Here is a 21,899-nt window from a genome sequence, read left to right on the forward strand (position 1 = left end):
CCCAGGGACGACAGGCATAAGCCGTAACTAGACAAACTAGTGCCTCTAGGGGGCAGGCGCTGGAGCTAGACAGTTATTGTAGTTCAAATGCTATACTTTCTCATTTTACAGAAAAGCGATGTCACGCAGACATCGCTTTTTTTAGAAAATATGATCTAATTCATGCTCTTGCTCTTCAGCTAGGCTTTTTTTTAAAACGCTGCTTCCTTCCTGGTCGATTTGCAGGCAGAGAATATCCATATCCGGCAAAGCTTTTTGCAGCCTGAATGCAATTGGCTGACCCATGCCGGATTCAGCAAGGCAGAGAACAGCCGGTCCGGCACCGCTTAAAGCAACACCGAAAGCCCCTAGCGAAGGACCCAGCTTTACTACAGTTTCTAAGTGAGGAACCATTTTTTTGCGGTAAGGATGATGGTATAAGTCAGCATTCATCATCTTGCCCGCTAGAGCAAAGTTCCCGGTTAATAAGGCTGCAACCATGACATTGCCGACTGCCCCTGCTTGTACAGCCTCTTTAAAAGACCACTCCTCAGGGAGGACACCCCTCGATTCCTTAGTAAGCAGCTCCTCCTTAGGCACTACTGCAACGATATCAAAATCCAGTTTTTTTATATTTTGAACATTAACTTCTTCCTCGGACTGGCAGCCAATCACCAGACCGCCCAGCAATGATGCTCCTGCGTTATCAGGGTGCCCTTCCATACGCGATGAAATCTCTAATTTATCCTGCTGGCTTAATTGAAGATTGCAGAGCGCATCAGCCAATTCGATTCCTGCTACAATGGCTGCTGCACTTGAGCCAAGGCCTCTTGTCAGCGGAATATCGCTTGAAATCCTCGCTTTGCATCCTGGAAGTTCTCTTCCATACTTTTTTGCCGTTTCCATTGCCACTTGAAAAATGAAATTTGATTTATCTGCAGGATAAACGTTCAAAGGTGCTGATAAGGGGATCATCTCAAAATGATCGGCCTTTTCCGCTTCTAGCGTTAAATATAAATTTAATGCAAGACCGATGGAATCAAAACCTGGCCCCAGATTTGCGGTGCTGCCTGGCACTTTGATGACAAACATTTCACCTTCGATCATACGTGAACGACTCCCTTAATATGTTCAGCGACCAATTTTTCATCATTCGGAAGCAAGACCGGTTTAACAGGGCTGCAGTCAATGGCTGTATTCGGATCCTTAAGGCCATTGCCAGTAAGGATTGCTACAACTCTAGTTTTATGCGGAATCTCACCATTGCGGAGCTGTTTATAAATTCCTGCCAGAGAAGCACAAGAAGCAGGCTCTGCGAAAATTCCTTCTGTCAAGGCTAGCTTGCGGTACATGCAAAGGATTTCTTCGTCACTAACTTCATCAATTTTGCCCTGGGATTCAGCCAAAGCTGCATTAGCTAAATGCCAGCTTGCCGGATTGCCGATTCTGATCGCTGTTGCAACCGTTTCAGGGTTATCAAAAACACGATTATGGACAATGGCAGCTGCTCCTTCAGCCTGTACTCCATGCATTTTCGGAAGACCAGTCTGGCGGGCCTCATTATATTCCTTAAAACCTTTCCAGTAAGCAGAAATATTGCCTGCATTACCGACAGGGAGAGCCAGAATTTCAGGTGCGCCTCCCAGCTGGTCACAGATTTCAAAAGCACCTGTCTTTTGGCCTTCAAGACGATATGGATTAACCGAATTTACAAGAGTAATAGGTTCAGTTTCACTAATTTTCCGTACCATAGCAAGGGCCTGGTCAAAATTCCCCTCAATTGATACTACCTCAGCACCATACATGACCGCCTGTGCCAGCTTGCCCATGGCAATCTTTCCTTCAGGAATGACGACAACGCATCTCATGCCCGCTCGAGCTGCATACGCAGCTGCTGCCGCAGATGTATTGCCTGTGGAAGCACAAATGATAGCATCACTGCCTTCTTCCTTGGCCTTTGCAACCGCCATCACCATTCCCCTGTCTTTAAAGGATCCAGTCGGATTGGCACCCTCTGTTTTAACATAAAGGTCAATGCCCCAATCTCTTGAGAGCTTCTCAAGCCTAATCAGGGGCGTGTTGCCTTCATTTAAAGTAAGCATAGGTGTATACTCATTTACCGGAAGAAAATCTTTATATGTTTTGATTAGCCCTTCCCATCTCATACTCTCGCGCTCCCTTCCGCCCGATACGAACTTTTAATGTTTTGTACAGCAGGCAAATCTCTTAAATTCACTAAAATGTCCTCATAATCCTGCAAAGAAGCCTGGTGCGTAACCAGCACGATTTCAGCAAGCCCTTTTTCTTTCAAAGGCAGCTGCAGGATTTTTTCAAAGCTGACATGATGATCGGAAAAGATTGAAGTAATATTGGCGAAAGTTCCCACTTCATCTTTTACATGCAGCCTCAAGAAATACTTCGAATAAATTTCTTTTGCACCTTTTAATTTTTTCTTATACTGTGGTGTTACGGCACTTTTCCCGTTAACGCCCAGGCGCATATTTTTCATGACTCCAACGAGATCTGAGACAACGGCAGTGGCTGTTGGCAGGCTGCCGGCACCTGGTCCGTAGAACATCGTTTCTCCTACAGCTTCCCCGTACACATATACGGCGTTATATTCATCCTGTACGGATGCCAGCGGGTGGGATTCGGCAAGAAGAGTCGGCTGCACGCTAACCTCCACCTTCTCTCCTTCCCTATGGGCAATCCCGATCAGCTTCATTGTATAGCCAAGCTGTTTGCCATATTGAAGATCCTCTTCCGTAATTTCCGTAATCCCCTTCACTTTTACGTCGTCCAAATCAATATTCATTGAGAAGCCGAGAGTAGACAGGATGGCCATTTTTCTGGCGGCATCTAAGCCCTCAACGTCAGACGTCGGGTCGCTTTCAGCATAGCCGAGCTCCTGCGCTTCCTTCAGAACCTCATCATATGCGCTTCCATTCTTGCTCATTTTTGTCAAAATAAAATTTGTTGTCCCGTTTACAATTCCCATCATTTTGGTAATCCGGTCTGAAGCCAGTCCATCTACAAGACCTCTTAAGATAGGGATTCCGCCAGCCACACTTGCTTCATAAAACAGATCACAGCCATTCTGTGAAGCAGCGGCGAGCAGCTCCGGTCCGTGTACAGCCATCAGATCCTTATTCGCTGTCACGACATGCTTGCCATTGTTTAATGCTGTCTTTAAGTGATTTCTTGTTTCTTCAATTCCGCCCATTACTTCGATGACTACATCTATATCATGATCATTTAAGATATCATCGGGATTGACAGTCAGCATTTCCTGGTCGACCTTGACCGCTCTTTCTTTATCTAAGTCTTTCACAAGAACTTTTTTTACAACAACTGGACACCCTACCTGGTGCATGAGTTTATCCTGATGTTTCTCAATGATTTGCACAACTCCTGATCCAACTGTTCCTAGTCCTAATAAACCGATTGAGATTGAATCCATGCCAGCTCCCCCTTAATGTTCACTATGAAAATACATTTGTATTTGTATAGTAGACATTATAGGATTTATAGTCGGTTTTTACAATAGCCAATTTTCCGAAAAATTAGATTGGAAACGCTTAACATACTAGTGCATTGCGGTTTTATTTATGAAAATTTTTTTATGTGCTTCTCATAAACCCAGGAGTTAATTTCCGCTGCAGGCAATCGTGTTTTAAAAGTGTCCGGCATTACCATGCCAACCATTTAAATAATGATCAAAAAGCACGCTAGGGAATCTAGCCTTACTCTAAATTTTCAAAAGCACCCAGGTATTCTGGGTGCTTAATAAAATCACTTCTTATTAACTGGAGTTTTAGGTGCATTCCCTGAAAGAACAAGGTCGATATTCTCCACACAAAGCTTCATCATGGCAAAGCGTGTTTCCATGCTTGCACTTCCGATATGGGGCATTGCCACTACATTCTTCAATCCCAATAGCGGATGGTCAGAGCCGATTGGCTCTTCAGCAAATACATCCAGCCCTGCAGCGGCTATTTCCCCTTCCACCAGCGCTTCATATAAATCATGTTCATTTACCACCGGGCCTCTTGAGGCATTGACGAAGACGGCCTGCTGTTTCATTTTTTTAAACGCATTCCGATTGAATAGATTCCTTGTCTCTTCCGTTAAAGGAGTCATGCAGACAACAAAGTCAGACCGCTCCAAAAGTTCTTTAAAGCTGGCGTATTTTGCCCCCAGTTCCTGCTCGGCATCATGCTTCCTGGAGCGATTGTGATATAAAATCTCCATCTCAAAGCCGGTTGCACGCTTCGCAACCGTCTTTCCTATGTTTCCCATTCCCACTATGCCAATTGTTTTATGATGAACATCCTGTCCAGCCAGGAGAAAAGGGCTCCAGCTCTTCCAATTCCCTTCTTTCACAAACTCAGATGCTTCCACCATCCTCCGAGCGGCGGCAAGCACCAGCGCAAAAGTCAGATCGGCAGTGGAGTCATTTAAGACATTCGGCGTGTTGGTCACGGTGACCCCAAGCCTTGATGCTGCCTTCACATCGATATTATCATACCCAACAGCCATGTTAGCTACGATTTTCAGCTTTTCTCCTGCTTTCAGCACATCTTCATTCACAGGCTCTGACAGCATGGTCAAAAGGGCATCCGCCTTTTTTGTTTCTTCCAGAAAAACTTCATACGGAACAGCAGCATCTTCTTGCTCCCACATATGGACATCGTACTTTTCCTTTAAAATGGCTATTGCCTCATCAGGCAGTTTTCTGCTTATAAATACATATGGCTTCATACAGCATCCCCTCTTTACTTTCTCTGCTGTATGTTTCTTTCGCCAGCAAAGGTTGAAATCCCTTCCTTTTCATTTAACTCTTAATCCAATCTACAAGCGGAATTCTAAGTCTTTTTACAGGCACTTCAGCAAATTCATAAAAGCTGCCCAGAAAACGTTCATGGTCATCCGACTGCCAAAGGTATTTTTGAAGCCGCTCCTGCATCTGCAGCTTCTGCTGTTCAGAATTTGTCATGTAATAGTCTTCAATCGTCTCAAAATAATGCAGCGGGAACAGAAGACGTGCATAGAGAAGCCTCCAGGAAAAAGAAGACAGCGGCGCTATGCTTTGATATTCCGATAAAAACTGGCGGAGTTCAGGCTGATAGGTTCTAATATTATGGAAATATCTCTCGCGCGTCCACTCGGCCAAGTCTCTTGATGCATGGTCAAACACCCAATCGAATGGATTTTTCATATAATAAGAATCGCCCCAAGTCGTCGAAGAGAGCCTGACATGGCAAACTGTCCCGCTGTCTATCAGCCCTGGCTCATCATCCAGCTCTGTATCCACAAGGTACTGAATCGAATTTTCAGCGAGACCCATATAGTAAGGAAAAGATTCTAAAAACATCCGCTCGAAATCATTGTCAGGCTTCTGGAACAGCATTTCATTCCAAACCTTCTCCATTTGATCCAGCCTCTGCTCCCACAGTTGCTTCCACTGCCCGATTCTGCTTATCTTTTTCACCGGAAAGGAGATTGTCCTCCCCCTATAGTGAAATTTGGACAGTTTCCGGCCAAACTTATTCAGCCGGCGGTTTTGGGCATGATGATTAACTAAAATACAAAAGCGTCTGTCATCCATATCAATGTACCGCTTGCCTTCTTTTGTTTTTACGAAAGTACTTATATTTCGATCCCCATTCTTCACAAGATGATCAGCTATTTTATCCAGTTCCTCAAGCTCTTCTTCTGGTGCATTCCCCGCAGGCACAAACAAGTATAGCTGTCCTTGCTTACGGCATGCATCATATTTGCCAATCCGCATCGTCCCTTCCGCCTCTATTCCAAATTGCTCCTTAAGCAACTTCGTAAACACCTTTATCACCTCTTTAGGAATAAGTCCTTATGGAATATATATGAAAGAGGCAGCCAAAACTTGTTGTTTTCCTGAATAAGACTGTGTACCATGGAGATGATGTTAAAAGGTATGAAATTTATCCGACTAACCCGCTATGGGCATATTTTTTCAAAAAAGGGTATATATATAGGGAAAATAAATAGAAAAAGGTGAAGCCAATGAATGAAGAAGAAAAAGTAGTAAGTGTTACAGAACAAACTGCGCGGAAATGGCTCCATGAAAGAGGCGTAGAAATTCAGGATATCGCTGATTTAGTATACTTTCTCCAGGAAAAATATCATCCTGATCTCAAAATGGAAGACTGCGTGAATAATGTGCAAAGAGTCTTGTCCAAAAGAGAAGTACAGAACGCGATTTTAACTGGCATTCAGCTTGATATGCTTGCTGAAGAAAAGAAACTGCTAGAGCCGCTTCAGTCCATAGTTGAAACAGATGAAGGGTTGTACGGAGCAGACGAAGTGCTGGCATTATCCATTGTAAACGTGTACGGTTCGATTGGATTTACCAATTTCGGCTATATCGATAAATTAAAGCCTGGGATTCTTAAAGACCTTAACGACAAGAGTTCGGGCAGATGCCATACATTTCTTGATGATATTGTTGGCGCTATTGCTGCGGCAGCTTCAAGCAGACTGGCACACAGTGCTGCGCATGCGGAGTAAGAAAAGTGCAGGGCGCCTTGAGCTAGACCGTTTATCTAAGTTCAAAACGTTATACTTCTTATCTTATTTCGTCGTAAAAGGATGGAGAGCGCCTCCATCCTTTTTTATCTACTTAAAGTCCCAATCCGCTAAAGAATCAAGGACAAATGCCGGCATTTTTTCGTACCCTTTCAGCAATTCTTTTGTTGTTACACCTGTATGGACCAGCAGTGTATCCATGCCGGCATTCATGCCCGCCAAAATATCCGTATCGTAATTATCCCCCACCATAAGGGTTTCTTCCTTCGGTGTACCCAGTACTTTTAATGCCTGCTCCATGATGATCGATTCCGGCTTGCCTATGAATACAGGCTTTGTCTGCGTCGAAACTGTAATAACAGAAGTCAGGGAGCCATTCCCTGGCAAAAGCCCTCTTTCAGTCGGAATAGCAATATCTCCGTTCGTAGAAATGAATGTGGCTCCATTTCTTACAGCCAGACAGGCAATGGAAAGCTTTTCATAGTTAATGGAGCGGTCGATTCCCACCACTACATAATCAGCTTTCTCTTCAGCAAAGCTTAGCCCTTTTTCAGACAATGCTTCCCGAATCCCTTCTTCTCCAATCACATAAACAGATGCATCATTTTTTTGTTCGTATATGTAATTCGCTGTCGCCATGCTTGTTGTAAAAACCTGCCCCTCTTCTGCCGGGATGCCGAATTTGGCTAACTTGTCTGCTACCTGCGCAGGTGTTCTCGAAGAATTATTGGTTACAAACAAATAGGGCAAGCCGTATTCGCGAAGCTTGTTCACAAAGTCAGCAGCCTCACTGATCAGTTCTGTTCCACGGTACATCGTGCCGTCCAGATCTATTAAATAGCCTTTATATTTTTTCAAAATCATCACTCCCAAATTGATCATTGCAAAAGTTAGTATTTGTATAAGATTGGCTTTTTAGCTATGTAAAATGTCCATAAAAGCTATCTTAAAGGATAGATGTCATTTGTGCAATCTTTCACGATTTTTGCCTGAGGTACTTTCTGTAAAAAATGATGCTTTAGGTCCCTTCCTTTTTTTGGGGTAATAGGGTGGTTTTGACGCCTTTTGTTTGTCTGAGAATACTGACTCTATATAGGCATATTTTAAGAACCTGAATATATCTTCTAACAGCCACTTCGGAAATTCCTAATTCGATCGCTATTTCATTCCATAATCGATTGTTTTCCGGAAATCTTGATGAACCGCAGGATAAGACCTTTCATCGATTTCGATCCAACAAGCATGAAATTAAGCGTCCTTCCCTTTATTTTGCTTTACGCCCGTTAGGCACTACAATAGATAAGAAGCTTATAGGGAAAAAGATCGGATTTCTCCGATCTTTTATCGCGGCTTAAACGCAGAAACAGGGCCTAATTCGCTTATTAAATAGTCCCTTACACAGCCCGGGAATTCTTTTAGCATCGGCAAGTGTTTTCCAAATGCTTCCTTTACATCATCGTGCTGAACATCCGTATAATTCTGGACAAGCATTTTACGGTATGTAAGGATTTCTTTAAAGCTTTCGCTCATCTCTTTAGTGATTACTTTTTCATCATCAAGAATATCCACAATATCTTCGTAGCTGCCTGGGTCCCTCATGATAAAGCCATCAATCATGGCATTGCCTGTATCCAGAATGGCTTCAATCATAATTTGGGCAATGCGCTCCAAAGCTGCCTTTTCAATAGGGGATGTCCACTCTTTCTTTTCTTCAAAAAGGGAGATTTGCTGTTCCAAGTGTTTAAGCGTGTCTTCTATTTTTTCCCTGTCTACGAAATACATAATGCTTCTTCCTCCTATGAAGATTTCAGGCTCCTGGTAATGTGTCTGGACGAGCGTAAAAGTACCCCTGCGCTAAATCCACTTTGTTTCGGAAAAGAACAGACGCTTCCCCTTCACTTTCAATTCCCTCAGCAACAACTAGTGAACCTGCTTCTTTCGCTACCAATAGAAGGCCCTTCAGCATTGATTCTTTCACTGTGTTTGTATCAATGCCCTGAATGACAGACCGGTCGATTTTAATAATGTCCGGCATGATCTCACTAATGGAATGCAAACTGGCATACCCTGCCCCAGTGTCGTCAACAGCCACCCGAAATCCCAAAGATCTTAGTACCTTTATATTGTATATAAAGTTTTCCATCCCTTCAATGGAATCTCGCTCGGTTATTTCCAGTGTAATCTGGTACGGAGAGATAGTTCTATTCTTGGCCAGCATCTTTTTGATATCCCTGACAAATCGTTCATTGCCGATTGTCACAGGAGTAAAGTTGATGAAAATATCCTGAAGGCAGCCAGTTTTTATCATCTGTTCAATCGTTTTTTCAAAAACAATCAGCTCCAGGTTATAGAGCCTTCCCGTTTGCCGGGCAACCGAAAAAAGCTGCAGCGGTCTTTCAAGAGAGGTGCCTTGTGGACCCCGCGCAAGCATTTCCCATGCCCTTACCTCGCCTGTAGCCACATTGATGATAGGCTGCGCCAGCATGCGGATATCCTTTTTTTCTACAATTTTATTAATCGTATACATCATCTCGTTAAATTCGGATCTTACTCTTTTTTCTGCCATGGCCAACGCTTGCTGATGGGCTTTAAACACGGCTTCACGGACAGAAGAGCAGTACTTTTTTTCAACAAACATATATCCTATATCAAAAACAGGCTCTATATACGGCATTTCTTTAAATAAAATTTTCTCGGATTGCCGGACAATCTTTTTCATCGTTTGATCAATTTCTGTTACACAGTCCCGGCTATAGTCCACTTTTAATACTAATGTCAGATCGTCATTATAATAATCAAGGAGGCTAATGATTTTCTCATCTTCCAGTTCATGTTCAATGACCTTCTTGAATGTGGACTTCAGCATATTCATAAATTCCCAGAACCCCATATCCCCAAGCAATTCGGATAGCTCTGGCAAATTTTTAATGTTAAAAACAGCAACTGCTACCTCAGATCCTTGTTCCAATACCCGGTTAACCCCTTTAGCGACAGGATCTCGAATGACAAATTGCGGCGGAAAGTACTTTATTTTTTGTAATGGCAGGACAAGTTTCCCCCATTTGCTGATTAGGTTAATATTTTTTAGGCATTGTCGAACCATATCCTTCAATCCTCTCGGGTGTGTCAGCTTCAGTCTTTATAAAAATAACGCTTCCAATTTATATGTAATCTATTGTATCACAATATTTTGAATTTAATATTTTTTCCTATAATAGAAGATAAATGAATTGGAATATTGTCGAAATTTCCATAATGACATTCAGTATTAGGCGTAATTCTGATAAGATTAGAAAGGATAAAAGCTGATTGCGGAAGCCATTGATAGTATGTAAGCGCATTAGCTTTTTAACCGCTAAAATTTTTTTATTAAAAGACAGAGAATTGCTAACAGGAGGGAACCTGGTGGAACGTGAGCTGGCTCTAGAGATTGTCCGTGTTACCGAAGCTGCCGCACTTGCATCCGCTCAATGGATGAGCAGAGGGAAAAAGAACGAAGCAGATGGCGCTGCTACAGCAGCATGCGAGGTATGTTTGATTCAGTTAATATGAACGGTGTGGTTGTGATTGGAGAAGGAGAATTGGACGAAGCCCCTATGCTATATATTGGCGAAGAGCTGGGCACAGGCATGGGACCCAAGGTGGACATTGCCGTTGATCCGCTGGAAGGTACAAGTATTGTGGCCAAAGGACATAACAACGCAATGGCGGTAATTGCTGTTGCGGACAAAGGCACATTGCTTCATGCCCCGGATATGTACATGGAAAAAATCGCTGCCGGAAAAGTGAGTTTGCTTGATCCAATCGAGGAAACCATTGATATTGTTGCTGAAGCAAATAATAAACGCGTCCAGGATCTGACGGTTATTATTCATGAACGAGACCGCCACGACGAGCTAATCGAAAGAATTCGGGCAAAGGGTTCCCGTGTTAAATTATTTGGAGATGGTGATGTGGGAGCTGCCATTGCAACTGCACTTCCACATACAGGGATTGATTTATTCGTCGGAATCGGCGGAGCACCTGAAGGGGTTATCTCAGCTGCAGCTCTAAAAGCGCTTGGCGGTGATATGCAGGCCCGCCTCGTACCATATACAAAAGCCGAAGAAGAGCGCTGCATTGAAATGGGATTACAAGACCCCCGTCAGCTGCTCAAGCTTTGCGACCTTGTTTCTGGTAATGACGCCATTTTTGCAGCAACAGGTGTTTCGAGCGGAGAGCTGCTTGATGGGGTCCGCTTTCTTGGCGGCGATCTCATTGAAACACACTCAATTGTCATGCGTTCAAAAACCAAGACCGTACCTTATATAACGGCCCACCATCATCTAGAGCATAAGCCTCACCTGGTTATGCTCTAATCTTGAATATTCTACCAAAGGGAGTGTGCAATATGGCTGATCGTTTTTTCTTATATGATGATCTGGAAGATACAAAAACCCGTTTTATCAGCTTTATGGGGGAAAATCAGCGATTCGATCTTGCCATCATTCGTTCGGATCGCTATTATGGCAAACAATTGGTGCTTGATATTCAAGGAAGCCGCTTCGCGATTATTGGCGAAGATGATTTAAAGGAAGAAGGCTACCTGGAGCATGTTTTTCAGCTGTCAGAGGAAGACGCAGAAGAATTGCGGTCATTTCTGATGGAAATCGTTTAATATTAATTGAAATACAGATACTAAAGGAGGACCCGTTACGAAGGGTTCTCCTTTTTTCACTTTTTCACCCAGCTTCATCCATCCTTCATAAGGAGTGAAACATATGGACGATAAGGAAAGAAGGACCTATTCAGATTTTTCAAATGTGGAAACGCAAAGGAATTTCCTTATTCCAGAGGACTTGCCTGAAGGGGCCTATGGTGCTCCGAGGAATGCTGATGAGCCTGTAGAAAACAAAAGTACTCCTTGGCGGGAAGGACAGCGTTATTACAGTTCATTTAATTATGAATTTAAATCCCTTCACCAAAATCTTCCGCGGCAGATGGAAGGTGCTCATCCTCCCCATGATGATCCGGAAAAGAACGAAGAACCGCCTTATACGGAGACATAATAAAAGGGCCGGGGTTCCTCCCCCTGCCCTTTTAGCTTTTTACCTTTTTCACAACAAAATAAGCACAGCCAAAATTACAGAATTCATATAGGTATTCTGTAAGCGTGCTGATTTTAGAATCAAAGGAAGCTTTTTGGTTCTGGTCATCGAAAAAACCGCGCAGCCGCAGCTGGCCATAGCCCCAATCCCCCACAATATAATCATATCTGGAAAGAATTTCACTATATCTTCCTCGAAAGGCTTCCTCATTAAAGCCATTTCGTTCTTCCTGAATTACTTCATAGCAAATATTATTAATGCAAACCAATTTTTTCACCTCGACTTAGCAGCATATGTACCAGTATTATATTGGAAAATTACGGGATATAAAAACGAATATTAAGAAGTCCTACTTAAATTATAACTGATTCCCCATCAATTACTAAGAGAAAAAAATTTTATGGTGGCAACTCTATTGATAAGGAGGTGTTTTTAGTGAAAAAGCCACTAATCATTCTTGGGATTTTCAGCATGGCAGCATTGACCGCATGCCAAAACAATGCTGCAAGAGAAGATATTTATGAAGAAAGCGGCAATACGATTAATGTAAACGACCAGCGTGCTGAATTATATAACAGGAATATGGGCAATGGCAGAAATGGACGAAATAATGTTAGCGAAGACTTTGGATATGTCCGTCATCAAAGAAGTCCTATTATGGGAGAAAATGCCTCAGCCAATCATTATGCAGCAATTGACCGTGAACAGATTGCTGATATTATCGGCCAATATTGCACCGAAGTACCGAGTGTTGATGATGTTTCAACTCTTGTGACAGATGAAGAAGTCTTGATTGTATATGATACAGATACTGAAAACCGCAGCCAAACCGCTGATCAAGTCAAGAAAATGGCCATGTCGGTTGTACCTCGATGGTATCATGTTTATGTTAGTGATGATACTTCTTTGAGAAAAAATGTGGAAAACTTTGCAACCGTTGACTCTGATGGACGTAATGCAGAAAATGGCATTAACCAGCTCATTAAGCAAATGCTGAAATCGCCTCAAGGTGAAAAAATGAGCGAAAGCGAAAATGAGAACGGTGAAATGCAAGGAGAAAGAAATGATGTTATGGATAAGGACGACCTTGGCGAGTCTGTCCGCAAAGCAGGAAATCAGTAATCAAGAGGCAAAAAAGAGTCCAGCGGTATGGCGCTGAACTCTTTTTTATTATTAAGCCTCTTTCATTTCCTTTTCTCCCATTAGCTGTTTCTGCTTGGATGCTGCATTTACCTGTTCATCTGCATGGTAGGAAGAGCGAACTAGCGGTCCAGCTTCGCAGTGGCTGAAGCCTTTGCTCATGGCAATTTCGTTCAGCTCCTGGAATTCCTCCGGACTATAGTACTTGACAACCTTAATATGTTTTTTAGACGGCTGCAGATATTGGCCGATTGTCATGATGTCTACATCATGGTGACGCAGGTCATCCATTACGGCAATGATTTCCTCCTTTGTTTCGCCAAGGCCAATCATTAAGCTGGATTTTGTTGGAATATCAGGCTGCATTTCCTTTGCACGCTTTAAAAACTCAAGGGAACGCTTATACTTCGCACGCGCTCTTACTCTTGGCGTAAGGCGCTCAACCGTCTCAATATTGTGGTTGAGAATATCAGGACGTGCATCCATCAGCGTCTTCAGGTTTTCATAAACACCGCCCATATCTGAAGGCAATACTTCTATTGTTGTGAACGGGCTCTTTCTTCTAATTGCACGGACTGTTTCTGCGAAGACAGCTGCACCGCCATCTTTCAAATCATCTCTTGCCACGGCCGTAACAACCGCATGTTTAAGATTCATAAGCGCAACTGAATCAGCTACACGTTCCGGCTCCTGAAGATCCAGTTCAGTTGGCAGTCCCGTTTTCACGGCACAAAAGCGGCATGCGCGTGTGCACACATCACCGAGAATCATAAATGTGGCTGTTCTTCTAACTGCCCAGCATTCATGGATATTCGGACATTTAGCCTCTTCACAAACAGTATGTAGGTTTTTTTCTCTCATCATCTTTTTGAGGCCAGTATAGTTTTCGTTTGTATTTAATTTTATTTTTAGCCATTCAGGCTTACGCAAGTACTCTTCTTTTTTGCTCATTTTCCCACTCCTTAGAAAATCATAAGCGCCATTTCATGGGCCGAAGCTAGGCATATACAAAAGCCCGTCATCATTCTTTTGACCAGGCTGTTTAGGCTTCACCTGATGCCACTTTAACATAATGAATACAAGAGAACAAGCTGCAGATATTGGGATTACCATTAATTGATATTTATTAAATTATCCATTACTCACAAACTATATAGGCAGACCATATAAGAAGGGAGAATTTCCGTGCGGATATTATTTACCGCTGTTGCGGCCTTATCGTTTTTTCTGACTTCTTTATGCACAGCAAGCGCTCAGGAAAATCAAGCTGATATCTATAAGCAAAGAATGACGCTATATAAAAAAGTGGAAGCCGTCTCGAACATCCCCTGGTATTACCTGGCCGGAATTGATCAGTATGAACGGAATGTCCGGCAGTCCAGAAGGGATATTCCAAAAGCAGAAGGAATAACAGGGATCTATTATAAGCCTGAAGAATGGGCCGGGGTTTTGAATCCCAATCCACACGATGAAAATCCCACATCAATTCAATTATTCAACGGAATTGGGATAGACGGGGATGGAGACGGAAAAGCCAGCCCGAAAAGCGATGAAGATGTTCTTCATTCCTTTGCAAATTTCCTTCTCTCTTATGGTACAGACCATGACAATTTAAAAATTGGATTGTGGAATTATTATAAGCGGGATAAAACGGTTGGCATCATTATTGGCAAAGCTCAGGTCTATAAACACTTCGGGCGCCTTGACCTTGATGATCATGCCTTTCCGGTACCCCTCAGAAGCAATTACAGCTTTAGAAATACATGGGGGGACGCAAGAGGATGGGGAGGAAGAAGAATTCATGAAGGTACCGATATTTTTGCCGATTATGGAGTGCCTGTCCGCGCCACATCCTATGGAGTTGTAGAAATGAAGGGATGGAACAAGTATGGGGGATGGAGAATCGGCATACGTGATATTAATAATAATTATCATTACTTTGCCCACTTAAGCGGATTTGCTAAAGACATAAAGCTGGGCCAAATTGTTGAGCCAGGAATGCTGATTGGCGGAGTTGGAAGCTCGGGCTATGGTCCGCCGGGAACATCTGGAAAATTCCCTCCTCACCTTCATTACGGAATATACAAAGATAATGGGTATACCGAATGGTCTTATGACCCTTATCCCCACTTAAAGCTGTGGGAAAGACAGGATCGGATAAAGGCGAGGAAAAAATAGCTGCATGAAAAGCGCAAGGCACCTTGCTCACCCCAGACAAAACAAGACGAGCCGGCTGAAAGGTTGTTTTTTAACCTTTTGGACGGATTGGCTTAGATCCGAGAGCCGATGGCGCCTGGAGCTAGACAATTATCTAAGTTTAAAGGGATATAAAGTTGATATTACAAAAAAGGACTGTCCTTTTGCACGGACAGTCCTTTTAACTTATTTAGCTTTTTTCGCTTTAACTACGGCATTCATTACGCTTGCTGCAAGACCGCCCCAAATAATGAGCATCCCAACCACCATCATTGTAATTGCGCTACCGGACATTATTGAGATACCTCCTTCTTTTCAGGAATTTCAAGTGTGTTTTTCTGCCATTTAAATGTCATGAAGACAACCCCAAGAATAATGGCTCCGATGGCAACTCCCCAGCCTGAATACAGAAGGAAGCTTGTTGGGTAACCTTCATAATTTTCTTTAATGTTTGTAACGAGGTTCTGAATCATCATATAGCCTAACACTAAAGGAGTAATCAGGCCTAAGCATATTTTCCACCAGCCGCCAAGGCGGATATCAGACATGCTGTCCGCATGGCTTTGAAGGTTCTTAAGCTCTTTCAGTACCCAAGCTACAACAACAACTTCAACCAAGCCTGCAAGAGCCACACCAAATTGGTTGATGAAATAGTCTGCAGCGTCGAGGAAGTATAAACCGCCCTGAGTGGAGAACAAGATCGAGATAATCGCAGACAATCCGCCGCCGTATAGAACAGCCTTTGTACGCGAAACTTTAAATTTATCCTGTATCCCTGCAACAAATGTTTCTACGATTGAGATTAGTGATGATAATCCTGCAAGCACCAAACAGATAAAGAACAGTGAACCAAAAAGGCCATTTAAAGCTGGAAATTCATTAATAATTTGCGGGAAGACCACAAAAGCCAATCCTACACCGCCTGTTACTACTTCACTGACTGGTACTCCAGCCTGAGAAGCCATAAATCCAAGAGCAGCAAATACACCGATGCCTGCAAGCAATTCGAAGCCTGAGTTGGCAAACCCCGTAATGAAGGCATTGTTTGTAATGTCAGTCTTCTTTGGCAGATAGCTAGAGTATGTTACCATGATCGCAAAGGCAATTGATAAGCTGAAGAAAATCTGCCCATATGCCGCTACCCAAACTTTTGGATTCGCAATCTGGCTCCAGTCAGGCTTGAAGAAAGCATCAAGACCCTGTGCAGCACCTTCTAATGTAAGGGCGCGAACAACGATAATTAAGAATAAAATAACGAGTGCCGGAATAAAGATTTTGTTCGCAATTTCGATTCCTTTTTTTACGCCTTTAAATAAAACACCAAGTGTTATCACCCATACGATAATCAATGGAATAAATACGCCTGGAACAATTGATCCAACCTGGCCAGGAGCTTCCGCTAGGTTTAAATAGCTTCCGAATAGGAATCCTTCCGGATCATCTCCCCATTTCAGGCTGAATGAAAAACCAGCAAACGACATAGCCCAAGCAATAATTACAGCATAATAAGTTGAAATAACAAATGAAACGGCAACCTGCCACCAGCCAACCCATTCATATTTTTTGCTTAATCTCGCATACGAAAGCGGTGCTGACCCGCGATACTTATGGCCAATGGTAAATTCCATGACAAGCAGCGGAATCCCTGCTGTCAATAATGCAAATAAATACGGAAAGAAGAAGGCTCCCCCTCCATTTTCATAGGCCACTGCCGGGAATCTCCAAATGTTCCCTAAGCCAACAGCTGAACCTACAGCAGCTAAAATAAAGCCTGCCCTTGTACCCCACTGCGGACGATTATCCATAGTATTTTCTACCCCCTGTGAATTAATTACTTTTCTCCCAATTAAATAGAACAATGGGAACTTTTTATATTTTCAGATAATTCTATCTAACATAAGACTAGTATATCTACTTTTTTAAATTCTGTCAAAACATTATTTTGGGAATAGTAAAATTTTTTTGACTGCTTTAGTCAGACACTCTGCTAAAGTAATGTTGCATTCAGAATTAGTATTTTCCTATTTTAATTTCCAATTTAAAACAGTAAGACAAGAACTATATTACCAAAGGTTTATCTATTAGGGTTTGAACATTTGTTTCCACCTCCTTTTATTTAAACTTATTCTTGCATGCTAAAAACTTTCATTTTTTCATTCAGAAAGTTTTAAATATTATCTGTTTATACCATATTGCAGCACTTTACCTTTTAATCACTTTTAAACACAAAAAGGAGTGTCCCTTGCAGCTAAGACCGACGGATGAAACTATTGCGAAAGAACCGTACCCTTTATAGCCAAGCCAAAAAACCGTGCGGAAAGACACAAAAAAGGCCTTCTCCATGAAGAGAAGGCCTTTTTATTTAGCTTTGTCAAAGCTGCCAATTGACTTCTTCCGTTCAATCAACAGGGTGCTAAAATCAACATTAAGTGTTAACACAGCATTTTATTTTGTAAATTAACTAGCGGTTTTCTCTTGAATTGCGCCATCTTTCCGATTGCCTGCCAAAAGAGCAAAGGCAAAGACAAGTACGGCAACAGCCAGCAATGCAAAGATTGTGCTGCCTGTAAACCCGATTATCAAGTAACCGACAGAGGCAATTCCTGCTGAGATCAGCGCGTATGGAAGTTGCGTCATCACATGGTCAATATGATTGCAGCCTGCTCCTGTTGAGGAAAGAATGGTAGTATCAGAAATAGGAGAACAATGGTCGCCAAATACGGCTCCTGCCAATACTGCTGCCATCGCCGGAAGCAATAGGCTAATATCCGTTGCAGCTGCGATATCTCCTGCGATTGGAAGCAGGATGCCAAATGAACCCCAAGATGTCCCTGTACTGAATGCCATAATTCCAGCGATAATAAATAGAATGACAGGCAGCCAGGAAGTACTCATATTTGAGCTTTCCACCATTCCAGCCAGATACTTTCCAGTTTCCAAACGGCCGATTAAGTCAACGATTGCCCACGCAAACAATAAGATATACACAGCTGGCAGCATGGCTTTAATGCCTTCCCATACCCCTTTGCCAATTACGTTTGAGTTAATGCCTTTTAAAACAAATGCCTGGCGAAGAAATAGTGCCATCGTGACAAATAAACCAAACAGGCCGCCTAAGATAAGAGACTTTGAAACATCTGTGTTTTCAAAGATTTGCAGAATCGTTGCGTTTCCTTCAACCACCTGTGATCCTGTCCAGACCATAGAGCCCACAGTACCAATTACAAGTGCCACAATTGGCCAAACAAGATCACCCACTGAACCTTTAGAACTTGTTGGAAGATCATCCTTTAATTCGCCTGGTGCAGGCTTCTCAGGATCCATAACCAAACCTTCTTCGATTGCTCGCTTCTCATGAATTTTCATTGGGCCAATTTCAATTTTTCTCCATGCAACAATGAAAACAATGGCTAAGGTAGCCCATACATAAAGGTTCATCGGAATCATTTGAATGAAAGCCGAGAACGCTGTATATTCTGAAACATTATGCGCTGCAAGGATCGTGCTGATCAGCGCAATGATGTAAGCACCCCAGCTGGATACTGGTGAAACTACACAAACGGGCGCTGAAGTTGAATCAATTAAGTAGGCAAGCTTCGCGCGGGAAACTCGCTGGCGGTCCGTAATCGGACGCGAAATCTGCCCGACTGCCAGAGCATTAAAATAGTCGTCAATAAAAATGATAATACCTAATACAGCTCCGACAATCTGTGCACCTGCACGGGTTTTTACCCGCTTCATTGCCCATTCGCCAAATGCCCGGCTTCCGCCTGAGATTGAAATAAATGCAGTAATGATTCCCAAAACTAACAAGAATAAGATAATATATACATTCCAGGTGTTCAGCTCTCCTTCTGAAACGAAAATTCCTTTTACTGCATCAAATATAATGCTAAATGTTTCTGTAATGCTGAATTCAGCCAGCAAAAGTGCTGCTGTTACGATCCCCACTCCCAAAGACAGAAGTACGCGCCTTGTCAGAATAACCATTGCGATTGCTACCAGCGGCGGCAGCAGGGAAAAGATCGTGTTTGCCATTACTTGTCCTCCTCTGAAATTTGATTGGTGTCCAGCTGCAGGCGCCTTCCGGCTTTTCGCTAGGGGAACAACAAGGATGATGACAGATCGAAAATAAAAAAAGAGCAACGATAGAGAAAAATCTATCATTACTCTTTTGAAGTAATTAGTTTCTCCATCACGATCTGTAGCTCCCCATTATGAAGGCTTTGACAAAGTATATTCATACTTTCCCCTCATAATGACAGTGTTACTTCTATTCGAAGTAACCCCAGCGGAATAAACGCTGACCCATTTATTCTGCTTCGGCAAAATTCCCTTTCAGCTGTGGTCACGGTTGTCATCCTCGCACAGCTTACTTTTGAATCCTGCACCTCTACCCCATCGGATATGATAAGGTTTTTATACAATTGTATTTATAATTATAGCAAACTACTAATCCTTTGGCAAGTCTTTATTGTCCTGCAGGAATTTCTATTGAAGGCGATGTGCCTCCGCCGCCATTATAGAATTGCGGAACCTTGCCAGGATAAATACCATACGCCGCAAGCACATCTTCTTGAACAGTAATAATTTTGGTTGCAAAAGGAATAATGATTTGAACCTGTACATCCAAACGGACTAGTACCTTCACTTCCACATTGTTGATGCCGTGGTCCTTTGTTTCGGTTATGAAGTTGGACGTGACGGAACCTACTGCATTGAACTTGACGGGAATCCTTGGCCCCAGGTTCCCGAGAAGCGCATTATTGGTCGCCTGCCCAAGCGGCACATAATAGACAATTCCATTTGAACTCTGCTTCTGTTCCGTATTAATCTCAACATCTGTAAACGATTCTAAGTCATCGAGATCTCCTTTTTCCGCTTTTTTAATATTATCTTGAACGAGTTCTGTCACTTCGGCCTTTACCCTGTTCAGTTTTTCGACATTTATGCTGATGACACCGCTTTCGCTTGCTTCAAACATGTCTTCCAAATCCATTACATTTGTAATTTTTTTATTGATCGCATTGTTGATAACCAACGATGCGATTTTTCTTGTTTGAGAATCGGCATAGCTCATAAGTGTGGGTTTTAGTCCTTCATTGATAATCCATAGGCCGGCAGCTGTTGAAAAAACAAAAAACACAAAGGTCAGAAGAAAAACATACCGAAACGGCAATGGACCTTTCCGGGGCAGCCGGCCGCGTAATTTTGCCAAAACAAATCCCCCCCTTTACAAGCTATATGTATGCTGTAAAGGAGGGAACTAATCCAAAATCGTTCATTGTTTTACAAAAGTAGTGTCACAGCCTGTAATAACGGTATTCAGCTCAGTCCTTAAATCTACTTCATACGGATTGGTAACGCTTCCATTGTCCTCTAAAATACGAATGACCGGCCTGTCACTGAGCCCTGCATTCTGCCTGCAGACAACTCCCTTTCTTCCATCATTCAATTCAATTGTTATGCCCACAGGATAAATGGCAACTGCCTGGCGGAAAGCTTCAATAAGTTTTGCCTCAAAAAGGGTTCCCGCACCGGCATATAAAATTTCAAGGCCCTCATGCGGAAGCATAGCCTGCCTGTATATTCGATTGGAAGTTACCGCATCAAAAACATCCGCGACCGCAATAATCTTCCCATAATCATGAATCTGTTCCCCTTGAAGTCCTCGTGGGTAACCCGATCCATTAATCCGTTCGTGATGCTGAAATGCACAATGGGCAACAATCAGCGGGATCGTCTGGACTCCTTTTAAAAGTTCAAAGCCATCTCCCGGATGCTTTTTTATTTCTTCAAACTCTTCAGCTGTTAACCTTCCTGGCTTCATTAAAATATCGGCGGGCACCTTAATTTTTCCCACATCATGCAAAATAGCCCCCAGTCCCAAAGTCTCAAGCTCCTTTGGGGGCATCTTTATCTTCATTCCGATTGCCAGTGAATAAAGGGTAACGTTAAGGGAATGGGTAAAAATATAGTGATCATACGTATAAACATTAGATAGAATGGTCAGCAGTTCTTTATTCCCTCTAACTTCACCAATCAGCTGGCGGATTATCTCAGAAAACCGCTTAGAAGCTTTTTCAATAACTAACGAGCCTGTTAGGTTCTGGTCCTCTTCCACTTGCCGAAAAACAGATTCGATTGTCTGAATGGCTTCCTTGCGCATTTTGGCGGGAAGCGGATCTTTATATTGAATATCTTCAGTGCGGCAATCCCTGATATAGATATAGCTTATTCCCATTCCCTGAAGCCTTCCGATCATTTTCTCAGCCAGTTTCACGCCTTCACGTAGAAGGACTTGACCTTTATCATTATATATAGCCTTGGCCAAAATGCTGCCGGCCTCAACCGTTTCTGTTGCAGCTAATCTCATATGAATCTCCCGTAATTTTTTGAATTGCACCCTTTTTAATCATATCGGGCTTATTCAAGGTTTATTTATATTATACGACAAAATTTTGGCTCATTCCGGAGAAACAGATAAATTTTTCAGAAAAGATATTTTAAGATAGGGTGATGAAACACTCAGGTTTGATTCCAAAAATAAAAAGGCAGCTCATTAATGGCTTGCCTTATAGCATCTTTAGAAGGGCATCCCTTCCGATTGTTCCTTTATGGATGCCCAGGTTCTCGGCTTCATACGTGACAGATTCCAGCGGTGCATGGAGCAGCTGTTCAATCGTCTTGACTCCTACCGCTCTCCCTGCAATTACTTTACGGTCCTTTAGCTTCTCATTCAGCAAAGCAACATCCAAGGCACCGCACATAATATATCCTTTATCATTTGCTATAACCAGTAAATTCGTTTTCGGCAATTGCACTGAAATGCCTAAAAAAGTATGGCCATCTATATCAATCGGTTTTAAATCAATCAATTTTTCCGCCACTCCTTTCCTTCTATTACACAATATGTGATGACAAGGAAAAGAG

21 protein-coding genes, 1 pseudogene and 1 riboswitch are annotated in these 21,899 nt (G+C 42.6%); of the genes and pseudogenes, 6 read left to right on the forward strand and 16 right to left on the reverse strand.

Features of this window, described 5'->3' with window-relative positions; genetic code table 11:
* Positions 1 to 141 precede the first annotated feature (141 nt).
* The 5 genes from thrB to yutH form a co-directional block, all read right to left on the reverse strand.
* Positions 142 to 1,086, reverse strand: a complete 945-nt coding sequence (gene thrB, locus NCCP133_RS09360; RefSeq protein ID WP_264804666.1) for a homoserine kinase — start codon at positions 1,084 to 1,086, stop codon at positions 142 to 144.
* On the reverse strand, positions 1,083 to 2,144 hold the full coding sequence (gene thrC, locus NCCP133_RS09365) for a threonine synthase (protein ID WP_264804667.1): 1,062 nt from the start codon (positions 2,142 to 2,144) through the stop codon (positions 1,083 to 1,085). Before thrC ends, thrB begins: the two co-directional genes overlap by 4 nt.
* The gene (locus NCCP133_RS09370; RefSeq protein WP_264804668.1) at positions 2,141 to 3,439 is read right to left on the reverse strand and encodes a homoserine dehydrogenase; all 1,299 of its coding nucleotides are present in this window, start codon (positions 3,437 to 3,439) and stop codon (positions 2,141 to 2,143) included. The genes thrC and NCCP133_RS09370 overlap by 4 nt, the downstream gene beginning before the upstream one ends.
* A gap of 332 nt (positions 3,440 to 3,771) precedes the next feature.
* Entirely contained in the window at positions 3,772 to 4,740 is a 969-nt protein-coding gene (locus NCCP133_RS09375; RefSeq protein WP_264804669.1) for a 2-hydroxyacid dehydrogenase, read from the reverse strand.
* A gap of 73 nt (positions 4,741 to 4,813) precedes the next feature.
* Positions 4,814 to 5,821, reverse strand: coding sequence for a spore coat putative kinase YutH (gene yutH, locus NCCP133_RS09380; RefSeq protein ID WP_264804670.1), 1,008 nt, complete (start codon positions 5,819 to 5,821; stop codon positions 4,814 to 4,816).
* A 200-nt stretch (positions 5,822 to 6,021) separates the two neighbouring features.
* Here yutH and NCCP133_RS09385 point away from each other — a divergent pair, with 200 nt between their 5' ends.
* Positions 6,022 to 6,525, forward strand: coding sequence for a phosphatidylglycerophosphatase A family protein (locus tag NCCP133_RS09385; RefSeq protein ID WP_264804671.1), 504 nt, complete (start codon positions 6,022 to 6,024; stop codon positions 6,523 to 6,525).
* A gap of 108 nt (positions 6,526 to 6,633) precedes the next feature.
* On the opposite strand, the gene NCCP133_RS09390 is transcribed toward NCCP133_RS09385, so the two are convergent.
* The 3 genes from NCCP133_RS09390 to NCCP133_RS09400 all read right to left on the reverse strand — a co-directional run bounded on the left by NCCP133_RS09390 (position 6,634) and on the right by NCCP133_RS09400 (position 9,646).
* The gene (locus tag NCCP133_RS09390) at positions 6,634 to 7,401 is read right to left on the reverse strand and encodes a TIGR01457 family HAD-type hydrolase (protein WP_264804672.1); all 768 of its coding nucleotides are present in this window, start codon (positions 7,399 to 7,401) and stop codon (positions 6,634 to 6,636) included.
* A 483-nt stretch (positions 7,402 to 7,884) separates the two neighbouring features.
* The gene (gene hepT / locus NCCP133_RS09395) at positions 7,885 to 8,325 is read right to left on the reverse strand and encodes a type VII toxin-antitoxin system HepT family RNase toxin (protein ID WP_264804674.1); all 441 of its coding nucleotides are present in this window, start codon (positions 8,323 to 8,325) and stop codon (positions 7,885 to 7,887) included.
* Positions 8,326 to 8,350: 25 nt separating this feature from the next.
* A complete protein-coding gene (locus NCCP133_RS09400) occupies positions 8,351 to 9,646 on the reverse strand; it encodes an EAL domain-containing protein (protein ID WP_264804675.1) in 1,296 nt (431 codons plus the stop codon).
* Positions 9,647 to 9,948: 302 nt separating this feature from the next.
* On the opposite strand from NCCP133_RS09400, the pseudogene glpX reads away from it, so the two are divergent.
* The 3 genes and pseudogenes from glpX to NCCP133_RS09415 all read left to right on the forward strand — a co-directional run bounded on the left by glpX (position 9,949) and on the right by NCCP133_RS09415 (position 11,591).
* Positions 9,949 to 10,901, forward strand: a pseudogene (gene glpX, locus NCCP133_RS09405) (class II fructose-bisphosphatase).
* A gap of 32 nt (positions 10,902 to 10,933) precedes the next feature.
* Positions 10,934 to 11,200, forward strand: coding sequence for a DUF3055 domain-containing protein (locus NCCP133_RS09410; RefSeq protein ID WP_264804676.1), 267 nt, complete (start codon positions 10,934 to 10,936; stop codon positions 11,198 to 11,200).
* Positions 11,201 to 11,303: 103 nt separating this feature from the next.
* Positions 11,304 to 11,591 (forward strand): cytosolic protein, encoded by a 288-nt coding sequence (locus NCCP133_RS09415; RefSeq protein WP_264804677.1) that lies wholly within the window; start codon positions 11,304 to 11,306, stop codon positions 11,589 to 11,591.
* A gap of 31 nt (positions 11,592 to 11,622) precedes the next feature.
* On the opposite strand, the gene NCCP133_RS09420 is transcribed toward NCCP133_RS09415, so the two are convergent.
* Positions 11,623 to 11,898, reverse strand: coding sequence for a YutD family protein (locus NCCP133_RS09420; RefSeq protein WP_264804678.1), 276 nt, complete (start codon positions 11,896 to 11,898; stop codon positions 11,623 to 11,625).
* A gap of 167 nt (positions 11,899 to 12,065) precedes the next feature.
* On the opposite strand from NCCP133_RS09420, the gene NCCP133_RS09425 reads away from it, so the two are divergent.
* A complete protein-coding gene (locus tag NCCP133_RS09425) occupies positions 12,066 to 12,752 on the forward strand; it encodes a YhcN/YlaJ family sporulation lipoprotein (RefSeq protein WP_264804679.1) in 687 nt (228 codons plus the stop codon).
* Positions 12,753 to 12,803: 51 nt separating this feature from the next.
* On the opposite strand, the gene lipA is transcribed toward NCCP133_RS09425, so the two are convergent.
* The gene (gene lipA, locus NCCP133_RS09430) at positions 12,804 to 13,721 is read right to left on the reverse strand and encodes a lipoyl synthase (protein ID WP_264804680.1); all 918 of its coding nucleotides are present in this window, start codon (positions 13,719 to 13,721) and stop codon (positions 12,804 to 12,806) included.
* Positions 13,722 to 13,955: 234 nt separating this feature from the next.
* On the opposite strand from lipA, the gene NCCP133_RS09435 reads away from it, so the two are divergent.
* Positions 13,956 to 14,948, forward strand: coding sequence for a M23 family metallopeptidase (locus NCCP133_RS09435; RefSeq protein ID WP_309298051.1), 993 nt, complete (start codon positions 13,956 to 13,958; stop codon positions 14,946 to 14,948).
* Positions 14,949 to 15,152: 204 nt separating this feature from the next.
* Here NCCP133_RS09435 and NCCP133_RS09440 read toward each other — a convergent pair whose 3' ends face one another.
* The 6 genes from NCCP133_RS09440 to NCCP133_RS09465 form a co-directional block, all read right to left on the reverse strand.
* Positions 15,153 to 15,260, reverse strand: a complete 108-nt coding sequence (locus NCCP133_RS09440) for a methionine/alanine import family NSS transporter small subunit (RefSeq protein WP_264804681.1) — start codon at positions 15,258 to 15,260, stop codon at positions 15,153 to 15,155.
* Positions 15,260 to 16,771, reverse strand: coding sequence for a sodium-dependent transporter (locus NCCP133_RS09445; RefSeq protein WP_264804682.1), 1,512 nt, complete (start codon positions 16,769 to 16,771; stop codon positions 15,260 to 15,262). The genes NCCP133_RS09440 and NCCP133_RS09445 overlap by 1 nt, the downstream gene beginning before the upstream one ends.
* A 652-nt stretch (positions 16,772 to 17,423) precedes the next feature.
* A complete protein-coding gene (locus tag NCCP133_RS09450) occupies positions 17,424 to 19,004 on the reverse strand; it encodes a Na+/H+ antiporter NhaC family protein (protein WP_264804683.1) in 1,581 nt (526 codons plus the stop codon).
* A 159-nt stretch (positions 19,005 to 19,163) separates the two neighbouring features.
* Positions 19,164 to 19,370: riboswitch (Lysine riboswitch) on the reverse strand.
* A 67-nt stretch (positions 19,371 to 19,437) separates the two neighbouring features.
* On the reverse strand, positions 19,438 to 20,184 hold the full coding sequence (yunB, locus tag NCCP133_RS09455; protein ID WP_264804684.1) for a sporulation protein YunB: 747 nt from the start codon (positions 20,182 to 20,184) through the stop codon (positions 19,438 to 19,440).
* 63 nt (positions 20,185 to 20,247) lie between these two features.
* A complete protein-coding gene (locus NCCP133_RS09460; protein WP_264804685.1) occupies positions 20,248 to 21,342 on the reverse strand; it encodes an HD-GYP domain-containing protein in 1,095 nt (364 codons plus the stop codon).
* Positions 21,343 to 21,541: 199 nt separating this feature from the next.
* Positions 21,542 to 21,844, reverse strand: coding sequence for a YunC family protein (locus tag NCCP133_RS09465; RefSeq protein WP_264804811.1), 303 nt, complete (start codon positions 21,842 to 21,844; stop codon positions 21,542 to 21,544).
* Positions 21,845 to 21,899 lie beyond the last annotated feature (55 nt).

Source organism: Cytobacillus sp. NCCP-133, assembly GCF_026011715.1.
GTDB lineage: Bacteria > Bacillota > Bacilli > Bacillales > Cytobacillaceae > Cytobacillus.

What these genes read in the sequence shown, in the direction of transcription:
- NCCP133_RS09450 (WP_264804683.1), bottom strand. Translation starts at nt 19,004, where the DNA reads ATGGCAAACACGATCTTTTCCCTGCTGCCGCCGCTGGTAGCAATCGCA.
- NCCP133_RS09385 (WP_264804671.1), top strand. Translation starts at nt 6,022, where the DNA reads ATGAATGAAGAAGAAAAAGTAGTAAGTGTTACAGAACAAACTGCGCGG.
- NCCP133_RS09400 (WP_264804675.1), bottom strand. Translation starts at nt 9,646, where the DNA reads ATGGTTCGACAATGCCTAAAAAATATTAACCTAATCAGCAAATGGGGG.
- NCCP133_RS09370 (WP_264804668.1), bottom strand. Translation starts at nt 3,439, where the DNA reads ATGGATTCAATCTCAATCGGTTTATTAGGACTAGGAACAGTTGGATCA.
- NCCP133_RS09410 (WP_264804676.1), top strand. Translation starts at nt 10,934, where the DNA reads ATGGCTGATCGTTTTTTCTTATATGATGATCTGGAAGATACAAAAACC.
- NCCP133_RS09440 (WP_264804681.1), bottom strand. Translation starts at nt 15,260, where the DNA reads ATGTCCGGTAGCGCAATTACAATGATGGTGGTTGGGATGCTCATTATT.
- NCCP133_RS09445 (WP_264804682.1), bottom strand. Translation starts at nt 16,771, where the DNA reads ATGGATAATCGTCCGCAGTGGGGTACAAGGGCAGGCTTTATTTTAGCT.
- thrC (WP_264804667.1), bottom strand. Translation starts at nt 2,144, where the DNA reads ATGAGATGGGAAGGGCTAATCAAAACATATAAAGATTTTCTTCCGGTA.
- hepT (WP_264804674.1), bottom strand. Translation starts at nt 8,325, where the DNA reads ATGTATTTCGTAGACAGGGAAAAAATAGAAGACACGCTTAAACACTTG.
- lipA (WP_264804680.1), bottom strand. Translation starts at nt 13,721, where the DNA reads ATGAGCAAAAAAGAAGAGTACTTGCGTAAGCCTGAATGGCTAAAAATA.
- NCCP133_RS09415 (WP_264804677.1), top strand. Translation starts at nt 11,304, where the DNA reads ATGGACGATAAGGAAAGAAGGACCTATTCAGATTTTTCAAATGTGGAA.
- thrB (WP_264804666.1), bottom strand. Translation starts at nt 1,086, where the DNA reads ATGATCGAAGGTGAAATGTTTGTCATCAAAGTGCCAGGCAGCACCGCA.
- NCCP133_RS09460 (WP_264804685.1), bottom strand. Translation starts at nt 21,342, where the DNA reads ATGAGATTAGCTGCAACAGAAACGGTTGAGGCCGGCAGCATTTTGGCC.
- NCCP133_RS09375 (WP_264804669.1), bottom strand. Translation starts at nt 4,740, where the DNA reads ATGAAGCCATATGTATTTATAAGCAGAAAACTGCCTGATGAGGCAATA.